This is a genomic window from Pseudomonas rossensis (assembly GCF_039888995.1).
GTDB lineage: Bacteria > Pseudomonadota > Gammaproteobacteria > Pseudomonadales > Pseudomonadaceae > Aquipseudomonas > Aquipseudomonas rossensis.
Genome location: NZ_JBBWCB010000050.1, coordinates 1 through 26,837, shown reverse-complemented (window position 1 = coordinate 26,837; position 26,837 = coordinate 1). Strand labels below are relative to the sequence as shown.

The following is a 26,837-nucleotide window of genomic DNA, read 5'->3' as shown; positions in this document are numbered from 1 at the left end:
GCCATGTTAAGTAGAACTGCCTCGGATTTGTATTGGATGTCGCGTTACCTGGAGCGGGCGGAAAACCTCGCACGGATGCTCGACATCAGTTATTCGCTGTCGCTGATGCCGCAGGATGGCCGAGGTGATGGCCTGCATGAACTCGCCATGCCGTTGCTGATCACCGGCACCCTGGACGATTACCTGGAACGCCACGGCGAATTGCACGCTGAACGGCTGCTGCATTTCTTCGCCCTGGACGCGGCCAACCCGGCGAGCATCTACAGCTGCCTCGGCGCCGCGCGGGCCAGTGCCCATGCGGTGCGTGGGCGAATCACCGCCGACATGTGGGAAAACATCAACGCCACCTGGCTGGAAATTCGCGGGATAGCTGATCAAGGCTTGAGTCGCTACGGCATGAGTCGATTCTGCGAGTGGATCAAGGAGCGTTCCCACCTGTTCCGCGGCGCATCCTACGGCACGATCATGCGTAACGATGCGTTCCGCTTTATTCGTCTGGGGACGTTTATCGAAAGGGCTGACAACACGTTGCGCCTGCTCGACGCCCGCTACGAAATGGCTGGCGATCAGGCAGAGGCGGTCAGCGATGGCACGGCGCACGCTTACTACCAGTGGAGTGCTTTGCTAAGGGCGTTGTCCTCTTTCGAGGCCTACACCGAAATCTATCGCGACGCCCCCGGCGCCCGGCATGTGGCAGAACTGCTGCTGTTGCGGGCCGACGTCCCGCGTTCCCTGCGCGCCTGCACCGAAGAAATTGACCAGATCCTCGCGCAACTGCCAGGGGCCAACGGTCGTCCCGCGCAACGCCTGGCCGCGGAAATCGACGCACGCTTGCGCTACACCGGCATCACCGAAATTCTCGACGAAGGCCTTCATGCCTGGCTGACCGAGTTCATCCCGCTGGTGCGCCAGTTGGGCAACGCCATTCACAGTTCCTACCTGGAGGCTGCATGAGACTTTCCATTAGCCACGAGACCACCTATCACTACGAAGATCAGGTGCGGGCGAGCATCCAGTATTTGCGACTGACACCCCACGACAGCGAGCGCCAGCATGTGCTCAGCTGGCAGCTCGACCTGCCGCGCCCGGTGCGCGCGCAACTCGATCCGTTCGGCAATATCCTGCACGTGCTGACCATGGACGAGCCCCACGAGGCGATCATCATCGGCGCGCGTGGGCAGGTGGACATCGACGAATTGCGTGAGGCGGAGCATGAAAGCCAGTCGGCGCTGCCGTTCCTGCGTTTCACGCGCCTGACCGAGCCCGATGAAGCACTGCGCGCTTTTGCCGAAAAAGAATGCAAACAACGCCGGGATCGCACGGCGCTGATCGACTTGATGCATGGACTGAACCAGCACATGACCTACACGCCGGGCTCCACCGAAGTGGACACCAGCGCCGCCCAGGCCTTCGCCGGGCGTTCGGGCGTCTGCCAGGACCACACCCACGCGTTTCTCGCCTGTGCTCGCAGCCTGGGCATTCCTTCACGTTATGTGTCGGGCTATTTGTACAGCGAGAACAGCGAACACCTGGCCAGTCACGCCTGGGCAGAAGCCTGGCTCGATGACGCCTGGTACAGCTTCGACGTGACCAATGAATTGGCGCGGCCGGAGCGTCATCTGAAACTGGCGGTGGGCCTGGATTACCTGGATGCCTGCCCGGTGCGAGGCATGCGGCGTGGCGGTGGTTGCGAGCAGATGCATGCGAAGGTGTTTGTTTCGCCGACACCGACCCCAATGATCTCAGTGCAACAGCAGTAATCAGGGATGCCGAAGAACCCCTGTGGGAGCGAGCTTGCTCGCGATGGCGTTTGTTCAGTCAGAACTGCTGCGACTGACACACCGCTATCGTCGGATCGCCGCCCGGAGCAAGCTAGCTCCCACAGGGGAATGGTGTCAGGGTTTAACCTTGCGCCCAGCCATGTGCTTCAAATACCCCACCAACCTCTCCAGGTCCCCGTCCGGCAACACCGTCGCCGAGAACCCGGGCATCTTCGCCTGTGGCCACTGGCGCAAGCTCTGCGGATCACGAATGTAGCGCTTGAGGAAATCCGCGCCGAAGTACTCGGTCGGGTTAAACGGAATATTCAGATCCGGCCCAAACTGCGCATCCCCGGCGCCGTTCAATCGATGGCACGCCAGGCAATTCTTCTGAAACAGCGCAAAGCCCTTATTCACCGGATCGTCAGCCTTCAACGCCGGATCAGGCAGCAGGGCAGGGAAGCGCTCGGCTACCGGTGCCATGCGCTTGATGCTCGCCACTTGAAATGGCCATTGCTCGGGGCTGATGTCGCCCGCCTGCGGATCGGTCCAGACCAGATAGAACGGCCCGGCGCCGGGTTTGCCTTCCGACAGCGGTGGCCATGGCTTGGCGGGTTCTTCAATCGCCAGCCACGCGCGCGCGCCCTGGGTATTGAGCAACGGCGCAGCCGACAGTTCTGCGGCAAAACCATCCAGGGCTACAGCCTGTAAGTGGTCTTCAGGCTTGATGCCCGTCAACAACGCAGCCACCGGAACAGCGCGATAGCTCATGTCCCGTTTGTAGGAAACGTCGTTGCTGATGGTGATGGTCTGAACTTGAGGATGCTTGAGCAACTCCTCGGTTTGCCAGGTGCGACTGCTCGCGCCCAGCTCAAGGTTCAGCTGTGCGGCAGACAGAGGCGTGCTGAGCAGCAAGGCCCCGAACAGAATGAGCGTTTTCAAATGATCGCCGTCCATGTCGTGGAAGTGCCGCAAAGGTTGGCACACCCACGCTGGTCCGGGTAGCGAACCAGTCACATTTTTAGAGGGCGATATAAAACCTGGCGCCGTATTTTTTATTGACCGATTAGCCGATCACCTTGGTCAGGTTCGGCAAAATCAACAACAGCGTAGTGGCGAAAAGAATGAGCCCGGCTTGACGTACTTTCGATTGTTTGAACATGGCTTGACCGCCTTTATTGTTATTTCCTGATGCCTGCCTGCATTTCTCCATGACGGCAGAGCGTTGCACTTCCTGTTTGACGAGCGCCTCGGCAAAACCCGACGACAACTTCGTACAAGTTCACCTTAGAGCCCGCGTCACGCTTGGTTTAGATCCATTTCGTATGGACTTCACATAAATTGCTTTGAAAAAGGCATGAGGCCTATTGCCAGCTTCTTGGGCGCCCGTTTGCTAGACAGCTTGGTGTCCTGAATCGGTTAATCCGGTGGTTGCCTACCGTCCGTCTGAGCGTGACCGTCAACGTCCGTGAGCGCTGCGGTCATTGAATCCAGGGCTGCTCGGCCTAAGGTGGAGGCTCTGCATTTACTCCCCGCTCAGGTTCGAGGACGTCATGACCCAAGCTTTGATTTTCGACGCGTTACGCACGCCCCGCGGCAAAGGCAAGGCCAATGGCGCCTTGCACAGCGTCAAACCGGTGAGCCTGGTAGCCGGGCTGCTCAAAGCGCTGCAACAGCGCACGTCTCTCGATACCAGTCAGGTCGACGATGTGGTACTTGGCTGCGTGACGCCCATCGGCGACCAGGGTTCCGACATCGCCAAAACCGCGACCCAGGTGGCGGATTGGGACGTCAGCGTGGCGGGTTTGCAGATCAACCGCTTCTGCGCCTCGGGGTTGGAGGCGGTGAACCTCGGCGCGATGAAGGTGCGTTCCGGCTTCGAAGACCTGGTGGTGGTCGGCGGCGTCGAGTCCATGTCCCGTGTGCCCATGGGCAGCGATGGCGGCGCCTGGGCGCTGGACCCGGAGACCAGTTTTCACAGCCATTTCGCCCCTCAAGGCGTGGGCGCTGACCTGATCGCCACGATCGAAGGCTTTAGCCGTCAGGACGTCGATGCCTATGCGCTGCACTCCCAGCAAAAGGCTGCGCGGGCAAGGTCCGACGGTTCGTTCAACAAATCGCTGGTGCCGGTGCAGGACCAGAACGGCATCATCCTGCTCGATCACGATGAATTCATCCGCGCCGAATCGACCATGGAAGCCTTGGGCCAGCTCAAGCCCAGCTTCGAGATGATCGGGCAAATGGGCTTCGATGCCACCGCGCTTCGGGTCTTCAGCCATGTTGAGCGGATCAACCACGTGCACACGGCGGGTAACAGCTCCGGGATCGTCGATGGCGCGGCGCTGATGCTGATCGGTTCAGAGGCCAAGGGCCGGGCGCTGGGTTTGCAACCGCGGGCGCGAATCGTCGCCACCGCCATCACCAGCACCGACCCGACCATCATGCTCACCGGCCCCGCGCCGGCCACCCGCAAGGCACTGGCCAAAGCCGGACTGCGGGTCGAAGACATCGACTTGTTCGAGGTCAACGAAGCTTTCGCCTCGGTGGTGCTGAAATTCATCAAGGACATGGCGATCGACCCGGACAAGGTCAACGTCAACGGCGGCTCCATCGCTATGGGCCACCCGCTGGGTGCCACTGGCTGCGCGATCCTCGGCACGTTGCTCGATGAACTGGAAACCCGACGCCTGCGCTATGGCCTCGCGACGCTGTGTGTCGGCGGCGGCATGGGCATTGCCACCATCATCGAACGCCTCTGAGCCCCGACCGACTTCAAGGGAAGCACTTTCATCATGACTGAAGCCATTCGTTACGAAAAAGGTCAGGACCAGATCGTCGTCCTGACCATCGACATGCCGGGCCAGAGCGCCAACACCATGAACGCGGTTTACCGCGAAGCCATGGCCGCGTGTGTTGCCAGACTCGTTGCCGACAAACACACCATCGCCGGCGTGATCATCACCTCGGCCAAGAAAACCTTTTTCGCCGGCGGCGACCTCAATGAACTGATCAAGGTCGGCAAGCCTGAAGCCAAAGCCTTTTACGACATGGTGCTGACACTCAAAGGGCAGCTGCGCACCCTGGAAACCCTCGGCAAACCGGTGGTCGCCGCGATCAACGGCGCCGCGTTGGGCGGCGGTTGGGAAATCTGCCTGGCGTGCCATCACCGGGTGGCGCTGGACGATTCTTCGGTGCAACTCGGCCTGCCGGAAGTGACCCTCGGCCTGTTGCCGGGCGGCGGCGGGGTGGTGCGCATGGTGCGGATGCTCGGTATTGAAAAAGCCTTGCCGTACCTGCTCGAGGGCAAGAAAATCCGGCCGCAGCAGGCGTTGCGGGCAGGTTTGATTGATGAGTTGGCGGCGGATCGTGATGAACTGCTGGCCAAGGCTCGCGCCTGGATTATCGGCAACCCTTCGGTTGTGCAGCGCTGGGACGTGAAGGGTTACCCGATTCCCGGTGGTACGCCATCGAACCCGAAAGTCGCGCAAATGCTGGCCATCGCGCCGTCTATCCTGCGCAGCAAAACCCAGGGCTGCCTGCCCGCGCCAGAGAAAATTCTCTGCGCCGCTGTGGAAGGTGCTCAGGTGGATTTCGACACCGCGCACCTGATCGAAACCCGTTACTTCACCGAATTGACCACCGGCCAGGTGTCGAAAAACCTGATCGGCACGTTCTGGTTCCAGCTCAACGAAATCAATGCCGGCAGCTCGCGGCCGCAGGGCTTTTCGCCCTACGTGACGCGTCGGGTGGGGGTGCTGGGCGCAGGCATGATGGGCGCCGGAATCGCCTTTGTCAGCGCGTCGGCCGGCATCGACGTGGTGCTCAAGGACATCAATCTTGCGGCTGCACAGAAGGGCAAGGCTCATTCGGCGGCGCTGCTGGACAAGAAGGTTGCGCGTGGCCAATTGAGTGCCGATCAGCGCGATGCAACGCTGGCGCGAATTCACCCCACTGAAAGCGACGCCGCTCTGGCCGGTTGTGATCTGATCATTGAAGCGGTGTTTGAAGATCGCGATTTGAAAGCCAACGTCTCTTCGGCGGCGCAAAACGTCGTTGGCTCGGATGCGGTGATTGCTTCCAACACGTCGACCTTGCCGATCAGCGGCCTCGCAACCGCCGTGCCGGATCAGAGCAAGTTCATCGGCCTGCATTTCTTCAGCCCCGTGGAGAAAATGCCTCTGGTGGAAATCATCAAAGGCGCCCACACCAGCGACGAAACCCTGGCTCGCGGGTTCGATTTCGTCCTGCAAATCAAGAAAACGCCGATTGTGGTCAACGACAGTCGCGGTTTCTTCACCTCGCGGGTGTTCGGCACATTCACCAACGAAGGTATCGCCATGCTGGGCGAAGGCGTGAGCGCGCCGATGATCGAGACCGAAGCACGCAAGGCCGGCATGCCGATCGGACCTCTGGCGATCTCCGACGAAGTTTCCCTCAGCTTGATGAGCCATATCCGCAAGCAAACCGCTAAAGACCTGCAAGCAGAAGGGAAACCGCTGATTGAGCACCCGGCGTTCGCAGTGATTGACTTGCTGCTCAACGAATACAAACGTCCGGGCAAGGCTGCGGGTGGTGGTTTCTACGATTATCCGGCCCGTGGGCAGAAGCATCTGTGGCCAGAGCTGAAAAGCCGTTTCGAGAAGGCTGACGGGCAGATTTCGCCGAAGGACGTGCGTGATCGGCTGCTGTTCGTGCAAGCCATCGAAACCGTGCGCTGTGTGGAGGAAGGGGTGTTGACCTCGACGGCGGACGCCAACGTCGGCTCGATCTTCGGGATTGGCTTCGCCGCCTGGACTGGCGGCGCGCTGCAGTTCATCAATCAGTACGGCGCGAAAGATTTCGTCGCCCGCGCCCAGTACCTGGCGGAGCAGTACGGCGAGCGATTCGCACCCCCTGCGCTATTGCTGGAGAAAGCGGCTAAAGGGGAGGCGTTCTAGGGGACGGGTGACGCATTCCGGGGCTTGCCTTGCCACTGTGTTTCAAGGCAGGCTCAGGGGTGTGCATTATTCCCATCAAGTGTCAGGTATTTTTTATGTCGTTACGCATCTGCATTCTGGAAACCGACATCCTGCGTCCGGAACTGGTCGATCAATATCAGGGTTACGGGCAGATGTTCCAGCATCTGTTTTCGCAGCAACCCATCGCTGCCGAGTTCACCGTGTACAACGTGATGCAGGGCGAATATCCCGGCGATGAGCTGACCTTCGACGCCTATCTGGTCACTGGCAGCAAGGCCGATTCCTTCGGCACCGACCCGTGGATTGAAACCCTCAGGGCTTACCTGCTGACCCGCTACGAGCGTGGCGACAAACTGCTGGGCGTGTGCTTCGGTCACCAACTGTTAGCGCTGCTGCTGGGCGGGAAGAGCGAACGTGCGACCCAAGGCTGGGGCGTCGGCACCCACAAGTACAAACTCGCCGCCAAGGCGCCGTGGATGAGCCCGGTGAGGGAAGAACTGACCTTGTTGATCAGCCATCAGGACCAGGTTACCGCGCTCCCGGAAAACGCCACGGTCATTGCTTCCAGCGATTTCTGCCCGTTTGCCGCGTACCACATCAACGATCAAGTGTTGTGCTTCCAGGGACATCCGGAGTTCATTCACGATTACTCGCGCGCATTGTTGGATATTCGTCAGGAAGCGCTGGGCGAGCAGATTTATTCGAAAGGTATGGCGAGCCTTGAGCACGACCATCACGGCACTACCGTTGCGGAGTGGATGATGCGGTTTGTGGCGCACAAGCCAGAAGCTGTTTGAAGCTAAAAGCATCGCGAGCAGGCTCGCTCCCACAATGATCTGCGCAACACCAACGATCCAGTGTGGGAGCGAGCCTGCTCGCGATTTTCGCAGGCAACGCGGTTTTGGCTACAGCCACCCCGACTTCCTGAAGCTCGCCCACAAACCCACACAACCCACCGTAATAAATCCCACCACCCCGAAATACCCGTATTGCCACGTCAATTCCGGCATGTTCTCGAAGTTCATCCCGTAGATCCCGGCCACCGCCGTCGGGAACGCCAGAATCGCCGCCCACGCCGCGAATTTACGCTGCACCACGCTTTGGCGTGACGCCTCCAGCAACACCCCGACCTGGATGGTCTGACTGGCAATGTCTGCCAGGGTCGTCAGGTCTTCCATCTGCCGCGTCACGTGGATCTGCACATCGCGAAAGTACGGGCGCATGTTCTTGTCGATGAACGGGAAGCTCAGCTTCTGCAATTCCTCACCGATCTCAACCATCGGCGCCGCATACCGACGCAAGCGCAATACATCGCGGCGTAAGCTATGGAGTTTTTGAATGTCGCGCTCGTTCAGGGAGCCACATATGACGTTGCTCTCGAGCTCATCGATCTCGGCATGGATCGCTTCGCCCATTGGCTGGTAGTTTTCTATCACGAAGTCGAGGATGGCATAGAGTACGAAATCTTCCCCGTGCTCCAGCAACAGCGGACGCGCCTCACAACGCTGGCGGACATAGGCGTAGGACGCTGAATGACCATTGCGTGCGGTAATGATGTAGCCGTTGCCGGCAAAGATGTGAGTCTCGATGAACTCCAGTTTGCCTTCATTCCGGATCGGCGAATACGTGACGATGAACAGTGCGTCGCCGAAGGTTTCCAGTTTCGGTCGACTGTGTTTTTCCAGGGCGTCTTCGATGGCCAGTTCGTGCAGGTTGAACTGGCGTTGTAGATTGAAGAGCTCCTGAGCGTTCGGCTCTTCGAGGCCGATCCAGACAAAGTGGTCAGGCTTTGCAGCCCAGGCGGCGCCTTCGTCGAGGGTGATATTGGTGACTTTCTTACCGGCGCTGTAAACCGCAGCAGCAACAACTCTACCCATGATAGTGATTCACTTCTTATTGGCAGCTTTCTATAAGCAAAGATGGCAGTGGCAGGCAGTGTCCAGCTTAGCCTTGTCTGCTGCTTGAGAGTCAATGAAATCTGCTGAGTTCGCAGGCAAAAGCTCGCAGGCGAAAGAAAACCCGCACAAGGCGGGTTTTTTTTACGCGGCTTGCAGTTGCCGATCCATCGAAGCGATGCACTCGCGCATTTGCTCGCGGCACTGGGCAATCAGCAGCGGCATGTCATCCAGGCTCAATCCAGCCGTAGGAATCGCCGGTAACGAGCGGATCAGAATCTTCCCACTGCGCCAACGGTTCAATCGCATGTGTTTAACGTAACTGCTGACACACACCGGAACAATCGGCACGCCGGCGGCAATGGCCATTTGAAAGGCGCCTTTCTTGAACGGCAGCAACTCTTCGCCCAGGTTGCGCGTGCCTTCCGGGAAGACCCAGATCGAAGTGTCTTCATTCTGCAGCGTGTGGGTAGTGGTCAGCATCGACTGGCGCGCTTTCTGCGCATTGCCGCGATCGATGAGCACATTGCCCGCCAGCCAGAACAACTGACCAAACAGCGGCACCCACTTCAGACTCTTCTTGCCGATACACACGGTGCGGCGAGGCACCACGTTGCCGAACACAAACAGATCGTAGTTGGACTGGTGGTTGGCGATGATCACGCAGCTGTCGGGTTTATCCATCAGCGGTCCGACGTCGACCTTCACCCGCAGACGCAAAATGCACATCGCCGGCCATGCATAAAGACGCGCGCACAAACGGCTGTTGTCCGGATTGAACGGGGCACAGGCCGAGAATCACTCCAAGTACACCGGCCAGGATAAAGTGCAGGCCCATCAATAACATACGAAACACAAACAGCATTTACAGGCCCCACCGGGACAAAAGGTGGCGCAGTGTACGGATGTGCACTGTTTTCGGCAATTGCCGCTATAGAAGTGGGAGATAGGCGATGTTTGAGCGCATGTTTCCGACTTATGGGTCAGATGCGATCTAGAGCGGTTGTAGGCTTTTCAACGGAGCGCGTAAGAAAAAGCCCGACACGACGGTCGGGCTTTTCGGTGTGGCACGTTTGGGTTTAAACCAAAATCTCCTGATCCTGGATGATCGCGTTGTCCAGCGTCTCCAGCAGCGCTTTACGCACTTTGAGCTTGGTGTTCTTGTGAGCGGTCATGTTGATCTTCTTCAACTGACGAGCCGCCGCCAGCGCCGCGCCTTGCAGCTCTTCGGCCGACACCACCAGGTCGAGGAAACCGGCATCCACGGCGCTTTGTGGATTAAACATCTCACCGTTGATGACAGAGCGGTGGAACGCCGACTTGCGCAGACGATCACGGGCCAGTTCGATACCGGCGTGGTGCATGGTCATGCCGATCTGTACTTCGTTCAGACCAATGCTGAACGGGCCGTCGACACCAATGCGGTAATCCACCGACAACAGCAGGAACGCGCCCTTGGCCACCGCATGCCCAGGGCACGCGACGATCACCGGGAACGGGTGCGACAACAGGCGACGGGCCAGCGTCGAACCGGCAGTCACCAGCGCCACGGCTTCTTTAGGGCCGGAGGTCATCACCTTCAAGTCATAACCGCCCGACAGAATCCCGGGCGTCCCGGTAATGATCACCACCGCACGATCAGTCACCGCCTGATCCAGCGCGGCGTTAAACGCAGCAATCACGTCCGGAGAGATGGCATTGACCTTGCCATTGCTCAAGGTCAGGGTCGCGATACCGTCTTCGAGATGGTAGGAAATCAACTCACTCATGACGCTATTCCTTTCAATAAAGTAGGGCAGACGTTACCCACCGCCGCAGGCCAGGTAAAGCGCCGTGACTGACCACCCAGTCACCCTTTCCCCGCCCGGCAAGCGTCGCCCGCCACGTCAGCCGCGCATTCCCCTCTATATAGAGGAGGGCGCGAAGCCGGAGATTGGCGGGTTTGCCATGGACTGGAACCTGCTCGAACGACTAAAACGCTAAGCGCATGAAAATTCTGCAAAAAAAGTTTGCCATCGGAAAAGCTTTCGACTACATTAGCGCGCCTCGACAGACAGAACATGTTTGACGAGATACGGTGAAGTGTCCGAGTGGCTTAAGGAGCACGCCTGGAAAGTGTGTATACAAGAAATTGTATCGAGAGTTCGAATCTCTCCTTCACCGCCAAATTCGATGTAACCAAAACCCCTGATTTCGAGAGAAGTCAGGGGTTTTGTGGTTTCTGGCGTCTGGATTTTGGGGATGGCAATGTTATTGACCCAAGCCCATCGGGGAAGGCGCTTCCGAAATTCATGTAGGACGGGTGATAGGCATGTGGGAAGTAATGCTGGAAAGCCAGGTAGTTGGGTGCTTCCATAAGTTTTAGCACCTGACACTAGCCGTTTCGGGAGGGGTATTCGCTTTGCGCCTTTAGGGTACAAAATGAATCAACGGCAAGGCACATGACGCGGCCTATTATCTGGAAGGACGAACGCACGTTATGCAGGAATTCACCATGGAACAGGCAGAACTGGAAAAGGTTCATGTGGAGATCGTCAAGCTGATGGCTGAGCAGCGCAAGCTGAACGCCGAGGCCGGGAAGATGACCCGTGAAACTTTTTGGTATCCGGTGGCTGTAGCGACCGGGTTGATTGGCACGGTGGCCACTGTCACAACTGTGTTGGTCAAGCTGCTCTAACCTGTTGGACTGCCCAAACCCTCTCGAATGGAATCGACACAATGTCTCACCCTCGCGCCGCTTCCCGCCGCATAGCTATTTCCCTCACCGCCGTGTTGATGAGTACCGTCTCTTTATTCGCTACCGCATCTACGACTAAGACTTTCCCCGATGCCATAGCCAGCGACCCCGCAAAACTAGGCTGGATGGTCGGCTCGCCACCACCCGCCGATCGCACCGTGCGTTTCGAAGACGGCAGCTATTTCCAGTTCCCGGCGATGCGCTGGAGTGTCTCGAACTTCCGTCAACTGATGCCAACGATCAACGTTTCACGGGGGCTCGGCGCACCGGTTCCGTTGATATCTGCGCTGCGCAAAGACATCGATGCGATCAGCTTCGTCCCGCTTGACGCGAAGGCTCCGATGACCTGGGATCAATCCCTCGCGGCCACCTACACCGACGGGATTGTGGTGATGCATCGCGGGAAAGTGTCTACGAGCGTTACTTTGGCGTGCTGAAGCCTGACGGCCAGCACGCGGCAATGTCGGTGACCAAGTCCGTGATCGGCACGTTGGGGGCGATGTTGGTGGCGGAAGGGCGAATCGATGCGAACAAGCACGTGGCCGAATACGTCCCCGAACTGGCGGCTTCCGGGTTTGGCAGCGCCACGGTGCGCCAGGTCCTCGATATGAAGACCGGCCTCAAGTACAGCGAGGACTACGCCGACCCGAACGCCGAGGTCTGGGCCCATGCAAAAGCTGGCAGCCCTCTGCCCAAGCCAAAGGACTACAGCGGTCCGCGAAGTTACTACGAGTTTTTGCAGACGGTTCAACCGCAAGGCGAACACGGCAGCGCGTTCGGCTACAAGACCGTCAATACCGATGTACTGGGCTGGATCATCGCTCGAACGACCGGTCGCAACGTCGCACAGTTGTTGTCGGAGCGGATCTGGAGCCGTTTGGGTGCTGAGCAGGACGTCTATTTCACGGTGGATTACAAGCAGGTATTCGCCCATACGGGTTACGATTTGTTGAAGGGTTGGAGCTACCGTTCAATGTGGTGGGTGACCAACAAAGAGGGCGGAGCTTTCATGGCGCGCGGGGTCCATGGGCAACGCATCTATGTCGACCCGAAAGCCGAGATGTTGATTGTTCGCTACGCCTCCCATCCGGTCGCCAGTAACTCGGCTAACGATCCGGTCACCTTGCCGGCGTTTGATGCGTTGGCTCAACATCTGTCCAGGTTGCCTTGAGTAATTATCCCGGGGCCATGAAGAAGGAAATTTAATGATCACCACCACAACCCACACCATCGAAGGCCGACAAATCACCGCCTATCTGGACATCGTCAGTGCCGAGTCGGTGCAGGGTGTCAACGTTATCCGAGATATGTTCGCCGGGATGCGGGATTTTTTCGGTGGGCGCTCTCAGACATTGGAGCGGGCGTTGAAGGAAGCACGGATTCAGGCAACCGACGAGTTGAAGGAACGGGCGCGGGCACTTCAAGCTGATGCGGTGGTGGGGCTTGATTATGAGATCAGCATGCCGGCCGGGAAGGGCGGGATGGTGGTGGTGTTCGTGACCGGAACGGCGGTCAAGTTGAGGTGAGTGGGTCACGAAGCCGTTCGTCGGGGATGCAATAATCTGAACTACAAGTCCAGTAATGACTGGCTAGTCTCAAAAGCGTTGAAGGTCGATATTTTTCAGGCAAATAGGGCTTGCCGGTGTCGACCCTTTTTTGAGAGGGGAAAGGTATGGTTGATTCGTATATCGAAGACGACGGGACTGAGTTTCCGATCAACAATTGCGTGCAGTGTGGTCAAGCGGAGTATGTGGCAGGCTTTGGTGAAGACCCGGTCCAGGTCGCCAAAGTGAAATCCAAGGTGCCCCGAACCGAAAAGGCGAATTTCTTGCCCAAGAGGGTGACGGCGCCTTCCAGGAAGTAACCGTCAACCGGACAGCCCCCGCCATTGAGCGGGGTTTTCATTTTCACAAGGTCGGCTGTTGGGATTTGGACTACAGATACACAACCCGCTGTTGGTGTTTTTTTTCACAAACTTTTCACACCTACCTACGTAGGCTCAACTTATCCGTTAGAAAGCAGTACCTGGCCCGTTCCCCAGCGGGCTTTTTTTTGCCTGTCATAAAACCTTTTCTAAAAACGATGTCCAACCGTCGCCTATTGCGAGGTTGTACTCGTGCGTGTCTGGACTTTGTCTCCTCTAAAGCATTCAATCTCGCCCCTTTCGGTTACCCCTTTTTTTGAGGTTCTTGTCATGCGTTTAACACTGCCTGCTTTGGTTCTGGGGCTTTTGGTTGCTCAAGGTGCGATGGCTGCGGGTGATGGCACTGCCGCCATCGGTGGTGGTTTGGGTGGCGCGCTGGGTAATGTGGTCGGCCAGAGCATGGGCGGCAGCACCGGTGCAGCGATTGGTGCTGGTGTAGCGGGCGCGGCCGGCAGTGCTGTTGCCGCACGCAAAGGCAGCCGCACTAAAGCAGCCATTGGTGGTGGTGTCGGCGCGGCCGGCGGTTCGGTCATTGGCAATAGCCTGGGCGGCAAGACCGGTTCCACCATCGGCGCAGGCTTGGGCGGCGCATTGGGCGGCGGCGTGGGCAGCAATCTGGCCAAAGGTCACAAGCGTCACTGATCCTGATTGATCAGCTCAAAAAGCCCGACTTGATGCCGGGCTTTTTGTATCTGGACATTTCTTCTTCGCGCTCTTCGAATTTACAGCTGTCCAAAGATCAGCGCTGGCGTGATGAAAAAGCTAGACTCACGCCATCCGTAACGCGTTCTCTTACCCCCGATACGGAATTTAGAGGTTCATATCATGCGTTTGACATTGTCCACGTTGGTTCTGGGACTTTTGGTCGCTCAAGGTGCAATGGCAGCCGGTGACGGCACCGCTGCAGTTGGCGGTGGTATTGGCGGTGCGCTAGGTGACGTGGTCGGCCGGCAAATGGGCGGCAGCACGGGTGCCGCAATTGGCGCCGGTGTAGGCGGCGCGGCAGGTAGCGCGGTCGGCGCGAACAAAGGCAGTCGCACAGAAGCGGCTATTGGTGGTGGTTTGGGGTCGGCCGGTGGCTCGGTGATCGGCAATAGCCTCGGTGGTTCTACCGGTTCGACCATTGGCGCAGGCCTGGGCGGCGCGGCGGGTGGGGCGGTAGGCAACAACTTGGGTAGCGATAGCGGCAGTTCGCATTCCGGTAGCGGCCACAAGCATAAGCATAAAAACAAGCACAAGAACAAACATCACTGATTCGACATCGAACCCCACCAGAAACCCGGCCCAGCGCCGGGTTTTTCGTTCCTGGTAGTAGGACTCTGGAACGTTTGGTCCTGGGCCGCCTCGAACTTCATACACCCCAGAATGTTGTGAGGCATGCCATGACTCCTGAAACCGAAGGCAAGGAAGAAAAAGGCCCGAGCGGGCTTCCGTTCATTAACGATCCAGGAAACGAAGACCCAGGCTCACTGATGGATGACGCAACAGTGCCGCTCAATGATTCCGATGATGCGGGCGACGTTGGAAATATCGAGTTCGAAGACGAGGAGGAAGAGGATGAAGATTGACCCTGCTGTGCGACGGACTCGACCGATCATCTCTCTGATCGAACGCAATGCAGGCGCAATCCTCGAAACTTCAGGGCCTGCTTTTCAGGCCCCACGAGAGGTGCTTTATGAACGCGGATCCCAAAGACTCCGACATCGACGAAACCCCCGAATATCCGTTGCCTTCACCGACCGATTCTCTGAGTCGCGATCAACGTCCGCCTGATGACGACACCGCTGTAGAGCAGTTGCCGTCTGATGAAGTGAAACGCGGGGATGTTGAAGCTCACCCTGACGACCCGGACATTGCCGGTGACGACGGCTCAAACGAACCGAGCTGACTATACGCTGTGGCGCAGCGCCGCTCGTCGATTGTGCGGCACCTTTAAAAAGCGATGGCTGCCAGAATTCAGGTACGCACCTTATTAAAGGAGATACACCATGATCAGGTCAAAATTGACGACCCTGACGGTTATCGGCGTGATGTTGGCCGGCTCAATGTCGGCGTTTGCTCAGTCCTCCGGCAAAGATGCACCTGTGGATAAGGGCGGGATGCCGCCTTACTCAGAAATGAATGCGGGTTCCGCTGACGGGAATGCGTTGCCGCCTGGCACCATTGGTGGTGGGAATGGTAATGATGCAAACGGAAGTAGCACCGCCCCGGAGGCGGGAAGCGGGGCGATGAGTGGTGGAGGTTCGAGTGGGAGCGGTTCTGGGAGTGGGTCTGGAGGATCCGGTAGTTCTGGGAATGCAGGAAGAGGGACGGGGGGAGCTGGTGGAGGAGCCAGTGACTCAGGCGGTTAATACCCAAATATTTCGGATAGAGTCGAGCCCAGCATTGAGCTGGGCTTTGTGACTTCAAGAAATCAAGGACATTTCTCGGCCATGTAGCCGCTTGCGACTATGGTCAAAATGACGTTGTTATCTCTGGCGGCAGCGAAGCAATAACTCGTACCGACTTCCGATGCATCCAATGCTCTTACTTCCTCAGATAACGATGTGACATCTTCCTCATACATTTCTGACACCTCGCAGCCGACGGCGCCAATTGCCTTGAATGCTAAGACATTCTGAAAAGTCACCATCCAAAGCTGTTCCTGCCAATCCAGAAACTCAACAAACAAGTTTTCATGCTCACACGTAATGCTTTCGATGGTGCCGTCTGAAACCGGAAATACAGTCATTTTAAGTACCTGGATGCTTTTCACCGACGAGAAAGCCGGTTCCATGGCCAAGCCGATAACTCTGTGGCTTGACCTTTATGATGGCCTTTTTCCTCTCCGCTTGTTTCCAGCTCAAATGGCTAGGCTTGAGCTCAATATGATAATGCTCACCGTGGTGCCTTTCGTTAAATGGACCTGCATCTCCAGGGTGACTTTCGAATCTGATGCTTGTATCAGCGTTCGGTTGCCACTCCATCCTTTGACTTCCATGTTTGGTTTGCGAAATTTTAGGTTCTACGCCGAGAACTTTTGTCAGTTCATTCGGGTCGCTTGGAAATTGGGTATAAGCGGTCGGTAGTTGAGCCTCACCCTCATCAACCTTCGCCGTCCCCGCCGGATCCTCATCCCCAAACGACGGCTTCTTACACCCATCCCCACCCGGACACTCACTCAATCCCAACGGATCAACCCACCCCGTCGGGTTCCGCGTGTACTGATACCCGTTTAACCCACCCGCCAACTTGCTCGGATCCGGCGTCAAATACCGTCCAACATCCGGATTGTAGTAGCGATGCCGGTTGTAATGCAGGCCCGTTTCCGCATCGAAATACTGCCCCTGAAACCTCAACGGCTGATCAAGCACCTGATGGGTGTCGCGGTTGAGGCGAGTCAGGCGGCCATAGGCTGTGTATCGGGCGGCCCAGATGATGTCGCCGCTGTAGTCGGTGAGTTCTTGCGGTGTGCCGAGGTGATCGAGTTGGTAGTAGAACGGGCAGGCCTGGTGTGGGCCTTTGCCGTCGAGCATGGCGAGCGGGCGGAAAGTGCCGGGTTCGTAGAGGTAACTGCGGTAGTGCTCGCGGCTGTGTTCGGCGACGAGGTGGTCGCCCTGCCAGAAGAACTCGGTGGTTTTGCCGTCGACGGTTTTGCTGATGCGGCGGCCGAAGGCGTCGTAGCGGTAGGTCGCCTGGCTGTCGTTGGGCAGGGTGGCGCCGATCAGCCGATGTTGGCAGTCGTAGCGGTACTTGGTGATCAGTTTTTGCCCGGTGCCGCGGCGCTCGCGGATGAGGTTGCCGAAGGCGTCGTAGTCGTAATGGCGGTCGCCTTGCATGAGCAGGCGATTGCCTTTGACGGTGGACGGGCCTGGACGATCCTGCATCAGCAGGTTGCCCGCCGGGTCGTGGGCGAAGCTTTCCGGTTGGTGATCGCGGGAGTGGCGGACGCGAATCAGGCGGTCGAGCGGGTCGTATTGGTAGCTGCGTTGGCCGTGTCGCGTGTCGGCAATGTAGTCGAGGTTGCCGTTGGTGCTGTAGGCATAGTCGCGGCGATACAGCGGTTGGAGGTGTTGGCTGACAGCGTGGGCTTTCAGACGGCCCTGGTCGTCATACTGATAATCGCTGAGCAACAGACCTTGTTGGCGGTTTAGTTCGCGACCTGCGAAGAAGGTATGCGACGTCAGGCGGGTGCCGTTGAGGTCGATGGCCGTCAGCGCGCCACCCTTGGCGTGGTGGTAATCGAGTTTGCTGTTGTCCGGCAGGCGCAGGCGATTGAGTTGGCCGCAGGCGTCGTAGCCATAACGCAGCGTGCCCCAGCCTTGGTGTTCGGTGATCAGCCGGTCCTGCTGGTCGTACTCAAATTCCAGCGGATGGTCGTGGCCGTCATCGACGCTGACCAACCGGCCGAGGCTGTCGTAGCGGTATTCAACCTTGTTGCCGTCGGGCAGGGTTTTGACCAGCAGGCGTCCGGCCGAATCCCGCTGATAACCCGTCACCAGCTGCGAACCGTCCTCGCCAAACTCGGTTTTCCCCAGCAGCTGGCCGTTGAGGTCGTAGGCGTACGCCGTGCGTTGGCCGTCGAATCCGGTTTCCTGTCGGATCAAACCATTGGGCGTGTAGTCCAGGAGGTATTTTTCGCCGGACTCGTTTTCGATTTCCGTGAGCAACAGCTGCGCGTTGTCGTAGCGGTACTTCAGCTGGGTGCCGTCGGCATTGATCCGACGGTTGACCAGGTGCAGATCGTCGACGTATTCGTAGCGGGTGATGCGACCCAGTTCATCGCGTTCGGCGGTGATTTTTCCGTAGGCGTTGTAGCTGAACGCGCGGCTGGCGCCGGTGGGAAGCGTCGTCTGGATCAGTCGGCCGACGGCATCCCATTGGTAGTGGGTAACGGCACCGTGTTCGTCCTGACGGGTAATCTGCCGCCCCAACGCGTCGTAGGAAAACCGCCGATGGCCACCGTCCGGCAAGGTTTCTTCGAGCAGTTGTCCCAAGGCGTTCCAGACGAACACATGCCGGCTGTTGTCCGGGTGGCGGATCGACAGCAGCTGCCCTTTTTCGTCGTAGTGATAGTGGCTGACATGGCCGTCGGGGTCGGTCGCTTCGGTAACGTCACCGTGAGCATTGCGCTGATATTTCCACACCGCTTTGCCGCGATAACGCGCATGCAGGAAACCGTTGCGATACTCGTAGGCCGTCGGTTCGTCTTGCGGCGGAATCAGTGCGATAAGCCGTCCGACCTCGTCGTAACGGTATTCGGTGACGGCGCCTAGCGGGTCCTGCTCGGCAATCAGCCGACCGTTGTCGTCGTAAGCCTTGAGGTGTTCGCCGCCGTTCAGCTCGACCTTGCGCACCAGCCGCGCCCGGTCGTCGTGGACGTAAACCTCTTCACTGCCGTCGGCGTTTTTAACCACCACACTGCCGCTGTCGTCCCAGACATAGTGCGTGTCCATCTGCGAAAACGACGCCCAATGGCGGACACATCGGGCCGCCTTGCCGGACCGTTCCCACTCCCAGAAGAAACTCGCCCCACCGGCCAATTGCCGCTGCAGAATCACGTGCTGCTCGTCGTAGTCGTAGCGCTCGCTTTCGCCGGCGGCATTGGTTGCTTCGATCAAGCGATGACAAGCGTCGTAGCGGTAGGCAACCAGCGTCTGCTCAGTACGCCAGGCGTCTTCCAGGGTGTCGGCCGGATGAAAACGCTGATACTCGACGGCGACCATGTGCCGGCGCTCATAGCGCAATAGAAGGGAGCGCCCTGCGCCGTTATCGAGGCGCTTGATCCTGTCAGAAGAGTCCCGCTGCACCGTCAGCCGATTGCCGTAGGCATTGCTGATGGCCGTCAGACGTCCTGCACGAAAGTGGAAAAAACGCGATTTTTCGCCAGCCAGCGCGAGGATCAGTTCTTCCGGCTCGTCGCCTAGATAAATCGCTGCCCGCGACAGGCTGCTGTGAATCGTCGGGCGCTCGATACTGGGTAGCGGAAAGGTCGTACGGCGGTTTTCGTGGTCGATCCAAATGACGGTGTCGCCATCGATTTCCAGGTGATGGGCGAGTGAGTGACTCCAGCCGAATCCGAGCCCGCAATCGATCTCCACCGCACTGGTGCGATAGAGCCGGGTGAAGTCGAACGGCAAAATCCCGTCCAGCGCACCGTCGGTCAGCGTGAGCAGTTCCTCGCCCGTGACCATCGATACCGGACAGCCATTGGTACAGGTCAACGGTCCGCAATCGGCGCTGTCACCGTTGGGGTTTTTCGCTTGATCCGGGGCATCGTCGCGATGTTCCTGCCTGCCAATCCTGGTCATGGCTTCAGACTTGTCGCGAGCAATGGCCACCGGATTCTTCACCAACAAAACCGGCGCAACCCCCGCGGTGATCTGCAATGACACTGCGGGCGCAGGATGGATCGGTGCATTCCGGGCATTGACCATCAGCGGTTTGAGCGCGCCAGCGTGGGCTGTCAGGTCGGACTTGGCGGTGAGCTCAGCCAATCGCAAGCTGGCGGCCGCCAGCCATTGCCGGGTCTGCGGGGACTTGATCCTGGACAGCACCTTCTCACTCAGGCGCAATTCCAGTCCCGCAGGACCGGTAAGGCACATGAGCAGGAAACTGATCAATATCTCCGTACGAATTTCCGCCACGACCTCGGCGATGTACTGCGGCGGCAGCATCCTCAGCCAACTGGTGAACGCCGCGAGATGAATGAACATCAACGGCTCGTCGCTCAGCATCAGCAACACGTTGGCGATGGACTCCGCCGAAGCGTTCAGCAGCGTTTCAAGCTCGGATCGGGTCAGGTATTCAAGGAGTTTTTCGCTGTTGGCCTGCAGGTCCGCGATCAGGGTGTAAATCTGTTTTACGTCATCCCACAAACCGTTCAGCGAGTTCTCGAAGCCGCGCCAGTCGGCCTGTTGCAGCATGCCGTAGCGCTTGATGAAACTGGCCTGGGAGAACCCGGCCAACGCTGGTTCGAACTCGGTCGTCCACTCGTTACGCAACCAACCTTCCAGTTCGCCGATGACGCCCTGATAGGAGGCGTAAAGTGCTTTGACGTGATCAGCGGATACATCGGGAAAGAACGTGATGCGATAACGCTGGCCGCGCTGGCAATCGGGGATTTCCAGGATGCCGCTGGGGCCGATCACATCGTAGATCGGCTCGCCAAACGTCTGTTCACCCGCCACGTCGGAAAGCAAAGGTTCAAGCATCACCGGCGTATTGCCGATCGGCACGAAACGCGCTGCCTCAAACATATGCACCAGGGTCAACGGACCGCTGGCCTGGCACGCGGCGACTGTCGCACTGACAGGCGTGGTCGAACTCTTCGGTGCGCTTAGACGGACTTCATTGCCGACCTTGAACACTTGCTCGACATCCAGTGCCCTACCGGTCCAGAAACTTTCAGCCCAGGCGTCGTAGTCGTTCAGGCACAGTCGAAAATCACTCAGTAGCGCTTCGATACCCGGCTGGTCAGGATCCATGGCGGCGACCACCAGCAGCCCGATGGTGTTGTTCAAGGCCAGGAGGTTGTCAGGTATGAACATTCGCAGTCCCTCGCGCGGATCAATTCAGAGCGCGAGACTTTGCGTGGGATCGGCGGGGAAAGAAGTCGGGAAAGTAAGTGTTTGGTGTAGGGGAAATCGCTAAATGACGGAGAGCACTTCGGCGCAGGTTTTAGTACCGATCAGGCATTGCCCGTTGCCCTATGCCCGCCGCGCTCGCTATGCTGCTGAATCCTTTAATCGATCGCGGACCCGGCCGTACCTGAGCCGCCTCTGGGATGTCATTAGAAAACGGATCAGATGCGATGAATGCACCACTGAATGAATTCGGCCCGATCAAGGCCGTGATTTTCGATATGGACGGCTTGTTGCTGGACACCGAGGGCATTTACACCGAGGTCACGTCCATGATTGCTGCGCGTTACGGTCGGGTCTTCGACTGGAGCGTCAAACAGCACATCATCGGCCGTGGCGCGGGTGATCTGGCGCGTTATGTGGTCGAGGCGCTGGACCTGCCGATTACCGCCGAAGAGTTTCTGGTGATCCGCGAACCGCTGATGCGCGAGCGTTTTCCTACGGCGCTGGCAATGCCTGGCGCGCAGGAGCTGGTTCGGCATCTGAAGGCCAATAACATTCCGATCGCGGTGGGAACCAGCTCTTCGCGTCAGTCGTTCGGCCAGAAAACCACCTTGCACCGCGACTGGTTCGCGCTGTTCGATTTCATCGTGACGGCCGATGATCCGGAAGTCGGCGCGGCCAAACCGGCGCCGGACATCTTCCTCACGGCGGCGCGGCGCCTGGGTGTCGCGCCTGAGGATTGCCTGGTGTTCGAGGATTCACCGTTCGGTGTCACGGCGGCGAAAGCGGCAGGAATGACCGCGATTGCGATCCCGAATGCGGCGATGGCTGACGAAAAATACGCACACGCCGACGGCATTCTTCGTACGCTGAAAGCGTTCAAACCGAGCGCTTGCGGTTTGCCGGCGCTCGAATGGGCTTAAAGCTGCGTACATGAAAACGCCGACACCCTGATCAGGGTTGCCGGCGTTTCTTTATGCGTGATTCAGAACATCAGGCGCCGAAACCACCATCGATGGTCAGGCTGGCACCGGTGATGTAGCCGGCTTCGGGACCGACGAGGTAGGCGACGAAGCTGGCGATTTCTTCCGCTTTACCGTAACGACCCACCGCCATCAACGGGATCAGGCTTTCGGCGAAGTCACCACTGGCCGGGTTCATGTCAGTGTCGACCGGGCCCGGCTGCACGTTGTTGATGGTAATGCCGCGCGGGCCGAGGTCGCGAGCCAGGCCTTTGGTCAGGCCGACCAGCGCCGACTTGCTCATGGCGTACGGGCCACCACCGGCGAAGGGCATGCGGTCGGCGTTGGTGCTGCCGATGTTGATGATGCGACCGCCTTCGGTCATGTGTTTGGCTGCGGCCTGGGTGGCGATGAACACGCTGCGCACGTTGATCGCGAGGGTCTGGTCGAAGTCTTCGAGTTTGAAATCTTCCAAGGGGGCAACGGCCAGCACACCTGCGTTGTTGACCAGAATGTCCAGGCGGCCAAAGGCTTTTACGGTGGCGGTCACGGCGTTGCGGATGGCCTCGGCGTCGGCGCTGTCAGCCTTGATGGCGAGGGCTTTGCCGCCGTTACCGGTGATGGTGTTTTGCAATTCTTCGGCTTTGGCCGTGGAGCTGACGTAGGTGAAGGCGACTGTCGCGCCTTCAGCGGCCAGGCGTTTGACGATGGCGGCGCCGATACCGCGGGATCCGCCTTGAATCAAAGCCACTTTGCCGCTGAGGTTCTGAGTAGTCATATCGATCTCCAAAGTCCCGAGGCGAGATGCGTCGGTTGATGGAGCCTAGTATCGATTCAGGATTACCGGCCGTGTAGACGGTAATTGCGATAGTCTGTGTAAACCAAAAGTTTATAGTGTCGCTTATGGAAACCTTCAGCAGTATCGAATGCTTCGTGCGCAGTGCCGAGGTCGGCAGCTTCGCCGAAGCCGCGCGCCGCTTGAGTCTGACCCCGGCGGCGGTGGGCAAGAGCGTCGCCAAGCTTGAGGCGCGTCTGGGTGTACGGCTGTTTCAGCGCAGCACTCGCAGCCTGACGCTGACTGAAGCGGGTCATGTTTTTCTCGGCGAAGTGAGTTCCAGTCTTCACACGATCCAGAATGCCGTGGCCAATCTGGCCAGCGCCGAGGGGCTACCAGCGGGGACGTTGAAGGTCAGCATGGGCACGGTGTTCGGGCGTTTGTACATCGTGCCGTTGCTCGGGGAGTTTCTGCGGCGCTTTCCGGCGATCAACCCGGACTGGCATTTCGATAACCGTCAGGTCGATCTGATCGCTCAAGGTTTCGATGCGGCGATTGGTGGGGGATTCGAGCTGCCGCAGGGGGTGGTGGCGCGCAAGCTGACCCCGGCCCACCGGGTGCTGGTGGCGTCAGCCGAGTATCTGGCGGGGCGTGAGGTGATTGCCGAGCCCGATGATCTGAAGCCTCACGATGGCATCCTGATTCGATCGCCGCAGACGGGGCGTGTGCGTTCCTGGCAATTGACCAGTCGCACCCAGCAACACAGCCCACTGACCCTCAAGGCGCGGATGACCATGAGTGATTCGGAGGCGGCCTGTGCCACGGCCGCCCAAGGGTTGGGTATTGCGCTGGTGAGCATGCCGTTTGCCGTGGGCTATCTGGAGGCCGGGACCTTGCAGCGGGTGCTGCCGGACTGGTATGTCGACGACGGCAACATTTCGATCTATTACGCGGAGCACAAACTGCTGCCCGGCAAGACCCGGGCGTTTGTGGATTTCATCATTGAGCAGTTTGCGGAGCAGGGGTTGGGGCAGCGGTTTAGTGCGCTCTGATTCAAAACCGAGGCGCGGCCATCGCGAGCAAGCTCACTCCCACAGGGTTATGCGTCGTTCCACAATGATGTAAACGACGCAGAGCCCTGTGGGAGCGAGCTTGCTCGCGATGAACGATGACGCGGTCTACCTGCAAAACTGCCCCGGCCAGCCGATAATTTTCTTCGGCCGCGGCGTCGCATAAGTCCGCACCTTGGACGTCGACAAACCCAACCGCACCAACGACTCGGCAATCGTCACCGCCGCCGTCACACCATCCACCACCGGCACGCCGGTGCGCTGACGAATCTGTTCATCCAGCCCGGCCATGCCGCCGCAGCCCAGGCAAATCACCTCGGCCTTGTCTTCAAGCACGGCCAATTCCGCCTGACGAATAATTGCCTCCAGCGCACGCTCAGGATCGGATTCCAGTTCCAGCACCGCCAAACCACTGGCCCGTACCGACGCGCAACGGTCCCAGAGTCCGGACAGTTTGAGGCGATCCTCGATCAGCGGCACGGTGCGGTCCAGCGTGGTGACCACCGAGTAGGCATGGCCGAGGAACATGGCCGTGCTGGCCGCCGCATTGGTGATGTCCACCACCGGCACGTTGAGCAACTCCTGCAAACCTTCGCGGCCGTGTTCGCCGTAACCGGCCTGGATCACGGCATCGAAGGGTTGGTCGTAGGACATCACCCGGTCCATCACCGCGATAGCGGCCAAATAACTTTCGAAATTGCCTTCGATGGAGTCGGCACCGAAGTAGGGCGTCAGGCCGATAATTTCCGTGCCGGGCGCGGCCACTGACTGAGCCGAACGCGCGATGGCCTGCGTGATGGATTCGGTGGTGTTGACGTTGACCACGAGAATTCGCATGGGAAGTCCTTATAACGGGTGGTTCTGCGGCCCGACGGTGCCGGGCCGCCTAAGGATTAATGGCTGACGTTATCGACGGCGATGGCTTCACCGCTGACGTCTGCGTAATGGGGCTGCCGTTTGGCGATGATCAGGTAGAGCATCCCGGCAATCCCGGCCCCAATCAGCCAGGAGAAGGGCGATACGCTGTCGAAGCCCGGTACCAGCGCCAGGACAATGGCGATCAGCGCGGCAGGAATGAACGCCGCGACGGCGCGTAAATTGACTCCGCGGCTGTAGTAATAAGCGCCGTTGGGGTCTTCGCTGTACAACTGCGGCACGTTGACCTGACCTTTTCGTACGAGCCAGTAGTCGACCATGATCACGCCGTACAACGGGCCGAGCAGGGCGCCGAGGCCGGACAGGAAATACACGATCACCAACGGGCTGTTATAGAGGTTCCACGGCAGGATCAGCACCGCGATGGTCGCGCTGATCAGGCCGGCGCGGCGGAATGTCAGGTATTTGGGCGCCAGGTTGCTCAGCACGAAGGCCGGGGCGACGAAGTTGGCCATGATGTTCACCGCCACGGTGACGATCAGGAACGCCAGGCAACCGAGCACCAGAAAGAAGGTGTTGGGAATCGAGGCGATGATTTCCGTCGGGCTTTCGATGATCCGTCCATTGATCTGAAATTGAGCGCCGCAGAGCAGGACGGTGATGCTGGCGAACACCAGAATATTCACCGGCAGGCCCCAGAAATTGCCGACCTTGATGGTCTTGCGGCACGGCGAAGAACGGGCGAAGTCGCAGAAGTTGAGGATCAGCGTGCCGTAGATCGACAGCCACAACGCACCACCGGCAAAGATGTTGCGCCACATCTCGCCGCCGGTCAGCGGTTCGCGGATCGACCAGGCGATGGTCGCGTTGGCCTGAAAGTACATCCACGCGGCGAGGGCGGCGACGGTCAGCAGAATCACTGGCCCGGCGAACGCCTCGTAACGCCGCACCATCTCCATGCCATAGGCGAGAATCGCCAGTTGCACGAACCAGATCGCTACGAAGCACACCCAGCCCAGGCTTGATAGACCGAGGATTGAGTTGTGGTCGTAGTCAGCGAAACCTGGATGAACCGCTATCAGCAGTACACGAAAGACCACCGAGGCCAGGTATGTCTGAATCCCAAACCAGGCAATGGCGATAACGGCGCGGATCAATGCAGGAATCTGCGCCCCGTGAATGCCGAAACTGATCCGGCTGATGACAGGAAACGGCACGCCCGTCTTTTGCCCCATGTAACCGGAGAGGTTCATGAAGCTATACACCAACGCCGCACCGATCCCCAGGGACAGCAGGATTTGCCAGCCGCCCAGTCCGAGCGCATACAGCCCGATGGCGAATGAGTAATTGGCGATGTTGTGAACGTCGTTGGTCCACAGGGCGAAAATGCTGTAGCGGCCCCAGCGTCGACCTTCGGCTTTGGTCGGCGCCAGGTCCTTGTTGTGCAGGCGAGGGCTGAGTACGACAGGTTCTTGAAACGTTTGGTCGTGAAGGGTTGAAGTGGGTGGGAAGGAGGGTAGATCCAGCGCGATGTTGTTATTGGAGAGGCTAGTACGCATTCCGGCAGGCTCCGAGCTTGGCGTCGCGATGACTGTGCATGAGCGTTGGCTCGACAAATCTTCGTCGCGGGCAGTCAGCATCATTGGTTACGGGGCATCTGCAGCCTGTACGGGATAGGGCGCTTCAGGCTTGCGGATCTAAAGTGTGTGTATGTTTTGATGTGATTGTATACAAAACATGTATGCACTTAAGCCAGAACCATGCCAGTCAGCGATCTATGAATTCCTCCTCTAATTTCGTTTTGTTATCTATTCGCCGTAAGGGACTGAAATAAAGGCGATATAAATTGACCGAGTGAACAGGTATTTGTTTTTCAGCGGGATTTGTACGAAAAGTCGACTGAGGAAGTCAGGGCAGGGGCGTGTAATTTTTTGGGGCGCTGAAATTATAAGTGCACACAAAAATGGCACCTATGGTGACATTCGTGTGTACACATTTTTTGAGGCGGTTTTTAAGCTTTGGATTTGCTGATGATGTTGCCCGCATGCAGACCGCATTCTTTTTGCGTCGCTTCTTCCCACCACCAACGACCTTCGCGCTCGTGCTGGTTCGGCAACACCGGACGGGTACAGGGCTCGCAGCCGATGCTGATGAACCCGCGTTCGTGCAGGCTGTTGTACGGCAGCTCCAGCATGCGGATGTAACCCCAGATCTCTTCACTGGTCATTTGCGCCAGCGGGTTGAATTTGTACAGGGTGCGTTCCGGGGTGGAGAACGCGGTGTCGATTTCCAGCACCGCGTTCTCCACCCCGGAA

The 26,837-nt window shown here is 58.6% G+C and carries 25 protein-coding genes, 1 tRNA gene and 2 pseudogenes; 17 read left to right on the top strand and 11 right to left on the bottom strand.

Going from position 1 to position 26,837, the window contains the following annotated elements; genetic code table 11:
• The first annotated feature begins 3 nt into the window (after positions 1-3).
• Both WLY71_RS15355 and WLY71_RS15350 read left to right on the top strand, forming a co-directional pair.
• A complete protein-coding gene (locus WLY71_RS15355) occupies positions 4-954 on the top strand; it encodes an alpha-E domain-containing protein (protein WP_111450675.1) in 951 nt (316 codons plus the stop codon).
• Positions 951-1,760 (top strand): transglutaminase family protein, encoded by an 810-nt coding sequence (locus WLY71_RS15350; protein ID WP_347804213.1) that lies wholly within the window; start codon positions 951-953, stop codon positions 1,758-1,760. Before WLY71_RS15355 ends, WLY71_RS15350 begins: the two co-directional genes overlap by 4 nt.
• A 135-nt stretch (positions 1,761-1,895) precedes the next feature.
• On the opposite strand, the gene WLY71_RS15345 is transcribed toward WLY71_RS15350, so the two are convergent.
• Complete coding sequence (locus WLY71_RS15345; RefSeq protein ID WP_347804223.1) at positions 1,896-2,717, bottom strand: c-type cytochrome; 822 nt, start codon at positions 2,715-2,717, stop codon at positions 1,896-1,898.
• Between the two features lie 109 nt (positions 2,718-2,826).
• Positions 2,827-3,030, bottom strand: a complete 204-nt coding sequence (locus tag WLY71_RS15340; protein WP_347804224.1) for a hypothetical protein — start codon at positions 3,028-3,030, stop codon at positions 2,827-2,829.
• Positions 3,031-3,313: 283 nt separating this feature from the next.
• Here WLY71_RS15340 and WLY71_RS15335 point away from each other — a divergent pair, with 283 nt between their 5' ends.
• From WLY71_RS15335 to WLY71_RS15325, 3 genes are all read left to right on the top strand, one after another.
• Positions 3,314-4,519 carry an acetyl-CoA C-acetyltransferase gene (locus tag WLY71_RS15335; RefSeq protein WP_347804212.1) on the top strand — a complete coding sequence of 402 codons (1,206 nt, stop codon included), beginning with the start codon at positions 3,314-3,316 and terminating at the stop codon, positions 4,517-4,519.
• Between the two features lie 33 nt (positions 4,520-4,552).
• Positions 4,553-6,697: a 3-hydroxyacyl-CoA dehydrogenase NAD-binding domain-containing protein gene (locus WLY71_RS15330; protein ID WP_347804211.1), complete on the top strand. Its 2,145-nt coding sequence runs from the start codon at positions 4,553-4,555 to the stop codon at positions 6,695-6,697.
• 95 nt (positions 6,698-6,792) lie between these two features.
• Entirely contained in the window at positions 6,793-7,515 is a 723-nt protein-coding gene (locus WLY71_RS15325; protein WP_347804210.1) for an amidotransferase, read from the top strand.
• Between the two features lie 108 nt (positions 7,516-7,623).
• Here WLY71_RS15325 and WLY71_RS15320 read toward each other — a convergent pair whose 3' ends face one another.
• The 3 genes and pseudogenes from WLY71_RS15320 to WLY71_RS15310 all read right to left on the bottom strand — a co-directional run bounded on the left by WLY71_RS15320 (position 7,624) and on the right by WLY71_RS15310 (position 10,382).
• Positions 7,624-8,595, bottom strand: a complete 972-nt coding sequence (locus tag WLY71_RS15320) for a magnesium and cobalt transport protein CorA (RefSeq protein ID WP_347804209.1) — start codon at positions 8,593-8,595, stop codon at positions 7,624-7,626.
• Between the two features lie 162 nt (positions 8,596-8,757).
• A pseudogene (locus WLY71_RS15315) lies at positions 8,758-9,478 on the bottom strand (lysophospholipid acyltransferase family protein).
• Positions 9,479-9,692: 214 nt separating this feature from the next.
• Positions 9,693-10,382, bottom strand: coding sequence for a crotonase/enoyl-CoA hydratase family protein (locus WLY71_RS15310; RefSeq protein ID WP_347804208.1), 690 nt, complete (start codon positions 10,380-10,382; stop codon positions 9,693-9,695).
• A 64-nt stretch (positions 10,383-10,446) separates the two neighbouring features.
• On the opposite strand from WLY71_RS15310, the gene WLY71_RS15305 reads away from it, so the two are divergent.
• From WLY71_RS15305 to WLY71_RS15260, 10 genes and pseudogenes are all read left to right on the top strand, one after another.
• Positions 10,447-10,596 (top strand): hypothetical protein, encoded by a 150-nt coding sequence (locus tag WLY71_RS15305; protein ID WP_347804207.1) that lies wholly within the window; start codon positions 10,447-10,449, stop codon positions 10,594-10,596.
• 93 nt (positions 10,597-10,689) lie between these two features.
• Positions 10,690-10,779: transfer RNA gene (locus tag WLY71_RS15300), tRNA-Ser, on the top strand.
• Between the two features lie 328 nt (positions 10,780-11,107).
• The gene (locus WLY71_RS15295) at positions 11,108-11,290 is read left to right on the top strand and encodes a hypothetical protein (RefSeq protein WP_082459027.1); all 183 of its coding nucleotides are present in this window, start codon (positions 11,108-11,110) and stop codon (positions 11,288-11,290) included.
• A gap of 41 nt (positions 11,291-11,331) precedes the next feature.
• A pseudogene (locus tag WLY71_RS15290) lies at positions 11,332-12,521 on the top strand (serine hydrolase domain-containing protein).
• 34 nt (positions 12,522-12,555) lie between these two features.
• On the top strand, positions 12,556-12,876 hold the full coding sequence (locus WLY71_RS15285; RefSeq protein WP_095130296.1) for a YbjQ family protein: 321 nt from the start codon (positions 12,556-12,558) through the stop codon (positions 12,874-12,876).
• A 146-nt stretch (positions 12,877-13,022) separates the two neighbouring features.
• Entirely contained in the window at positions 13,023-13,214 is a 192-nt protein-coding gene (locus WLY71_RS15280) for a hypothetical protein (protein WP_347804206.1), read from the top strand.
• A 330-nt stretch (positions 13,215-13,544) separates the two neighbouring features.
• Complete coding sequence (locus tag WLY71_RS15275) at positions 13,545-13,916, top strand: hypothetical protein (protein WP_059404653.1); 372 nt, start codon at positions 13,545-13,547, stop codon at positions 13,914-13,916.
• 183 nt (positions 13,917-14,099) lie between these two features.
• Positions 14,100-14,528: a glycine zipper domain-containing protein gene (locus tag WLY71_RS15270; protein ID WP_347804205.1), complete on the top strand. Its 429-nt coding sequence runs from the start codon at positions 14,100-14,102 to the stop codon at positions 14,526-14,528.
• A 128-nt stretch (positions 14,529-14,656) separates the two neighbouring features.
• Entirely contained in the window at positions 14,657-14,842 is a 186-nt protein-coding gene (locus WLY71_RS15265) for a hypothetical protein (RefSeq protein ID WP_347804204.1), read from the top strand.
• 107 nt (positions 14,843-14,949) lie between these two features.
• Positions 14,950-15,162 carry a hypothetical protein gene (locus WLY71_RS15260; protein WP_347804203.1) on the top strand — a complete coding sequence of 71 codons (213 nt, stop codon included), beginning with the start codon at positions 14,950-14,952 and terminating at the stop codon, positions 15,160-15,162.
• Positions 15,163-15,687: 525 nt separating this feature from the next.
• Here WLY71_RS15260 and WLY71_RS15255 read toward each other — a convergent pair.
• Positions 15,688-16,005, bottom strand: a complete 318-nt coding sequence (locus tag WLY71_RS15255; RefSeq protein ID WP_347804202.1) for a hypothetical protein — start codon at positions 16,003-16,005, stop codon at positions 15,688-15,690.
• 1 nt (position 16,006) lies between these two features.
• Positions 16,007-20,803 carry an RHS repeat-associated core domain-containing protein gene (locus WLY71_RS15250; RefSeq protein ID WP_347804201.1) on the bottom strand — a complete coding sequence of 1,599 codons (4,797 nt, stop codon included), beginning with the start codon at positions 20,801-20,803 and terminating at the stop codon, positions 16,007-16,009.
• A gap of 263 nt (positions 20,804-21,066) precedes the next feature.
• Between WLY71_RS15250 and WLY71_RS15245 the strand changes: the two genes are divergently transcribed.
• Positions 21,067-21,762 carry an HAD-IA family hydrolase gene (locus tag WLY71_RS15245; RefSeq protein ID WP_347804200.1) on the top strand — a complete coding sequence of 232 codons (696 nt, stop codon included), beginning with the start codon at positions 21,067-21,069 and terminating at the stop codon, positions 21,760-21,762.
• A 70-nt stretch (positions 21,763-21,832) separates the two neighbouring features.
• Here WLY71_RS15245 and WLY71_RS15240 read toward each other — a convergent pair whose 3' ends face one another.
• Positions 21,833-22,579 (bottom strand): 3-oxoacyl-ACP reductase family protein, encoded by a 747-nt coding sequence (locus tag WLY71_RS15240; protein WP_347804199.1) that lies wholly within the window; start codon positions 22,577-22,579, stop codon positions 21,833-21,835.
• A gap of 125 nt (positions 22,580-22,704) precedes the next feature.
• Between WLY71_RS15240 and WLY71_RS15235 the strand changes: the two genes are divergently transcribed.
• Positions 22,705-23,628, top strand: a complete 924-nt coding sequence (locus tag WLY71_RS15235) for a LysR family transcriptional regulator (RefSeq protein WP_347804198.1) — start codon at positions 22,705-22,707, stop codon at positions 23,626-23,628.
• A 126-nt stretch (positions 23,629-23,754) separates the two neighbouring features.
• Here the strand turns inward: WLY71_RS15235 and WLY71_RS15230 are convergent, their stop codons facing one another.
• From WLY71_RS15230 to WLY71_RS15220, 3 genes are all read right to left on the bottom strand, one after another.
• Entirely contained in the window at positions 23,755-24,483 is a 729-nt protein-coding gene (locus WLY71_RS15230) for an aspartate/glutamate racemase family protein (RefSeq protein WP_347804197.1), read from the bottom strand.
• A gap of 56 nt (positions 24,484-24,539) precedes the next feature.
• Positions 24,540-26,081 carry an NCS1 family nucleobase:cation symporter-1 gene (locus tag WLY71_RS15225; RefSeq protein ID WP_347804196.1) on the bottom strand — a complete coding sequence of 514 codons (1,542 nt, stop codon included), beginning with the start codon at positions 26,079-26,081 and terminating at the stop codon, positions 24,540-24,542.
• A 452-nt stretch (positions 26,082-26,533) separates the two neighbouring features.
• The coding region (locus WLY71_RS15220; RefSeq protein WP_347804195.1) for a phosphoadenosine phosphosulfate reductase domain-containing protein at positions 26,534-26,837 on the bottom strand (304 nt) is incomplete at its 5' end.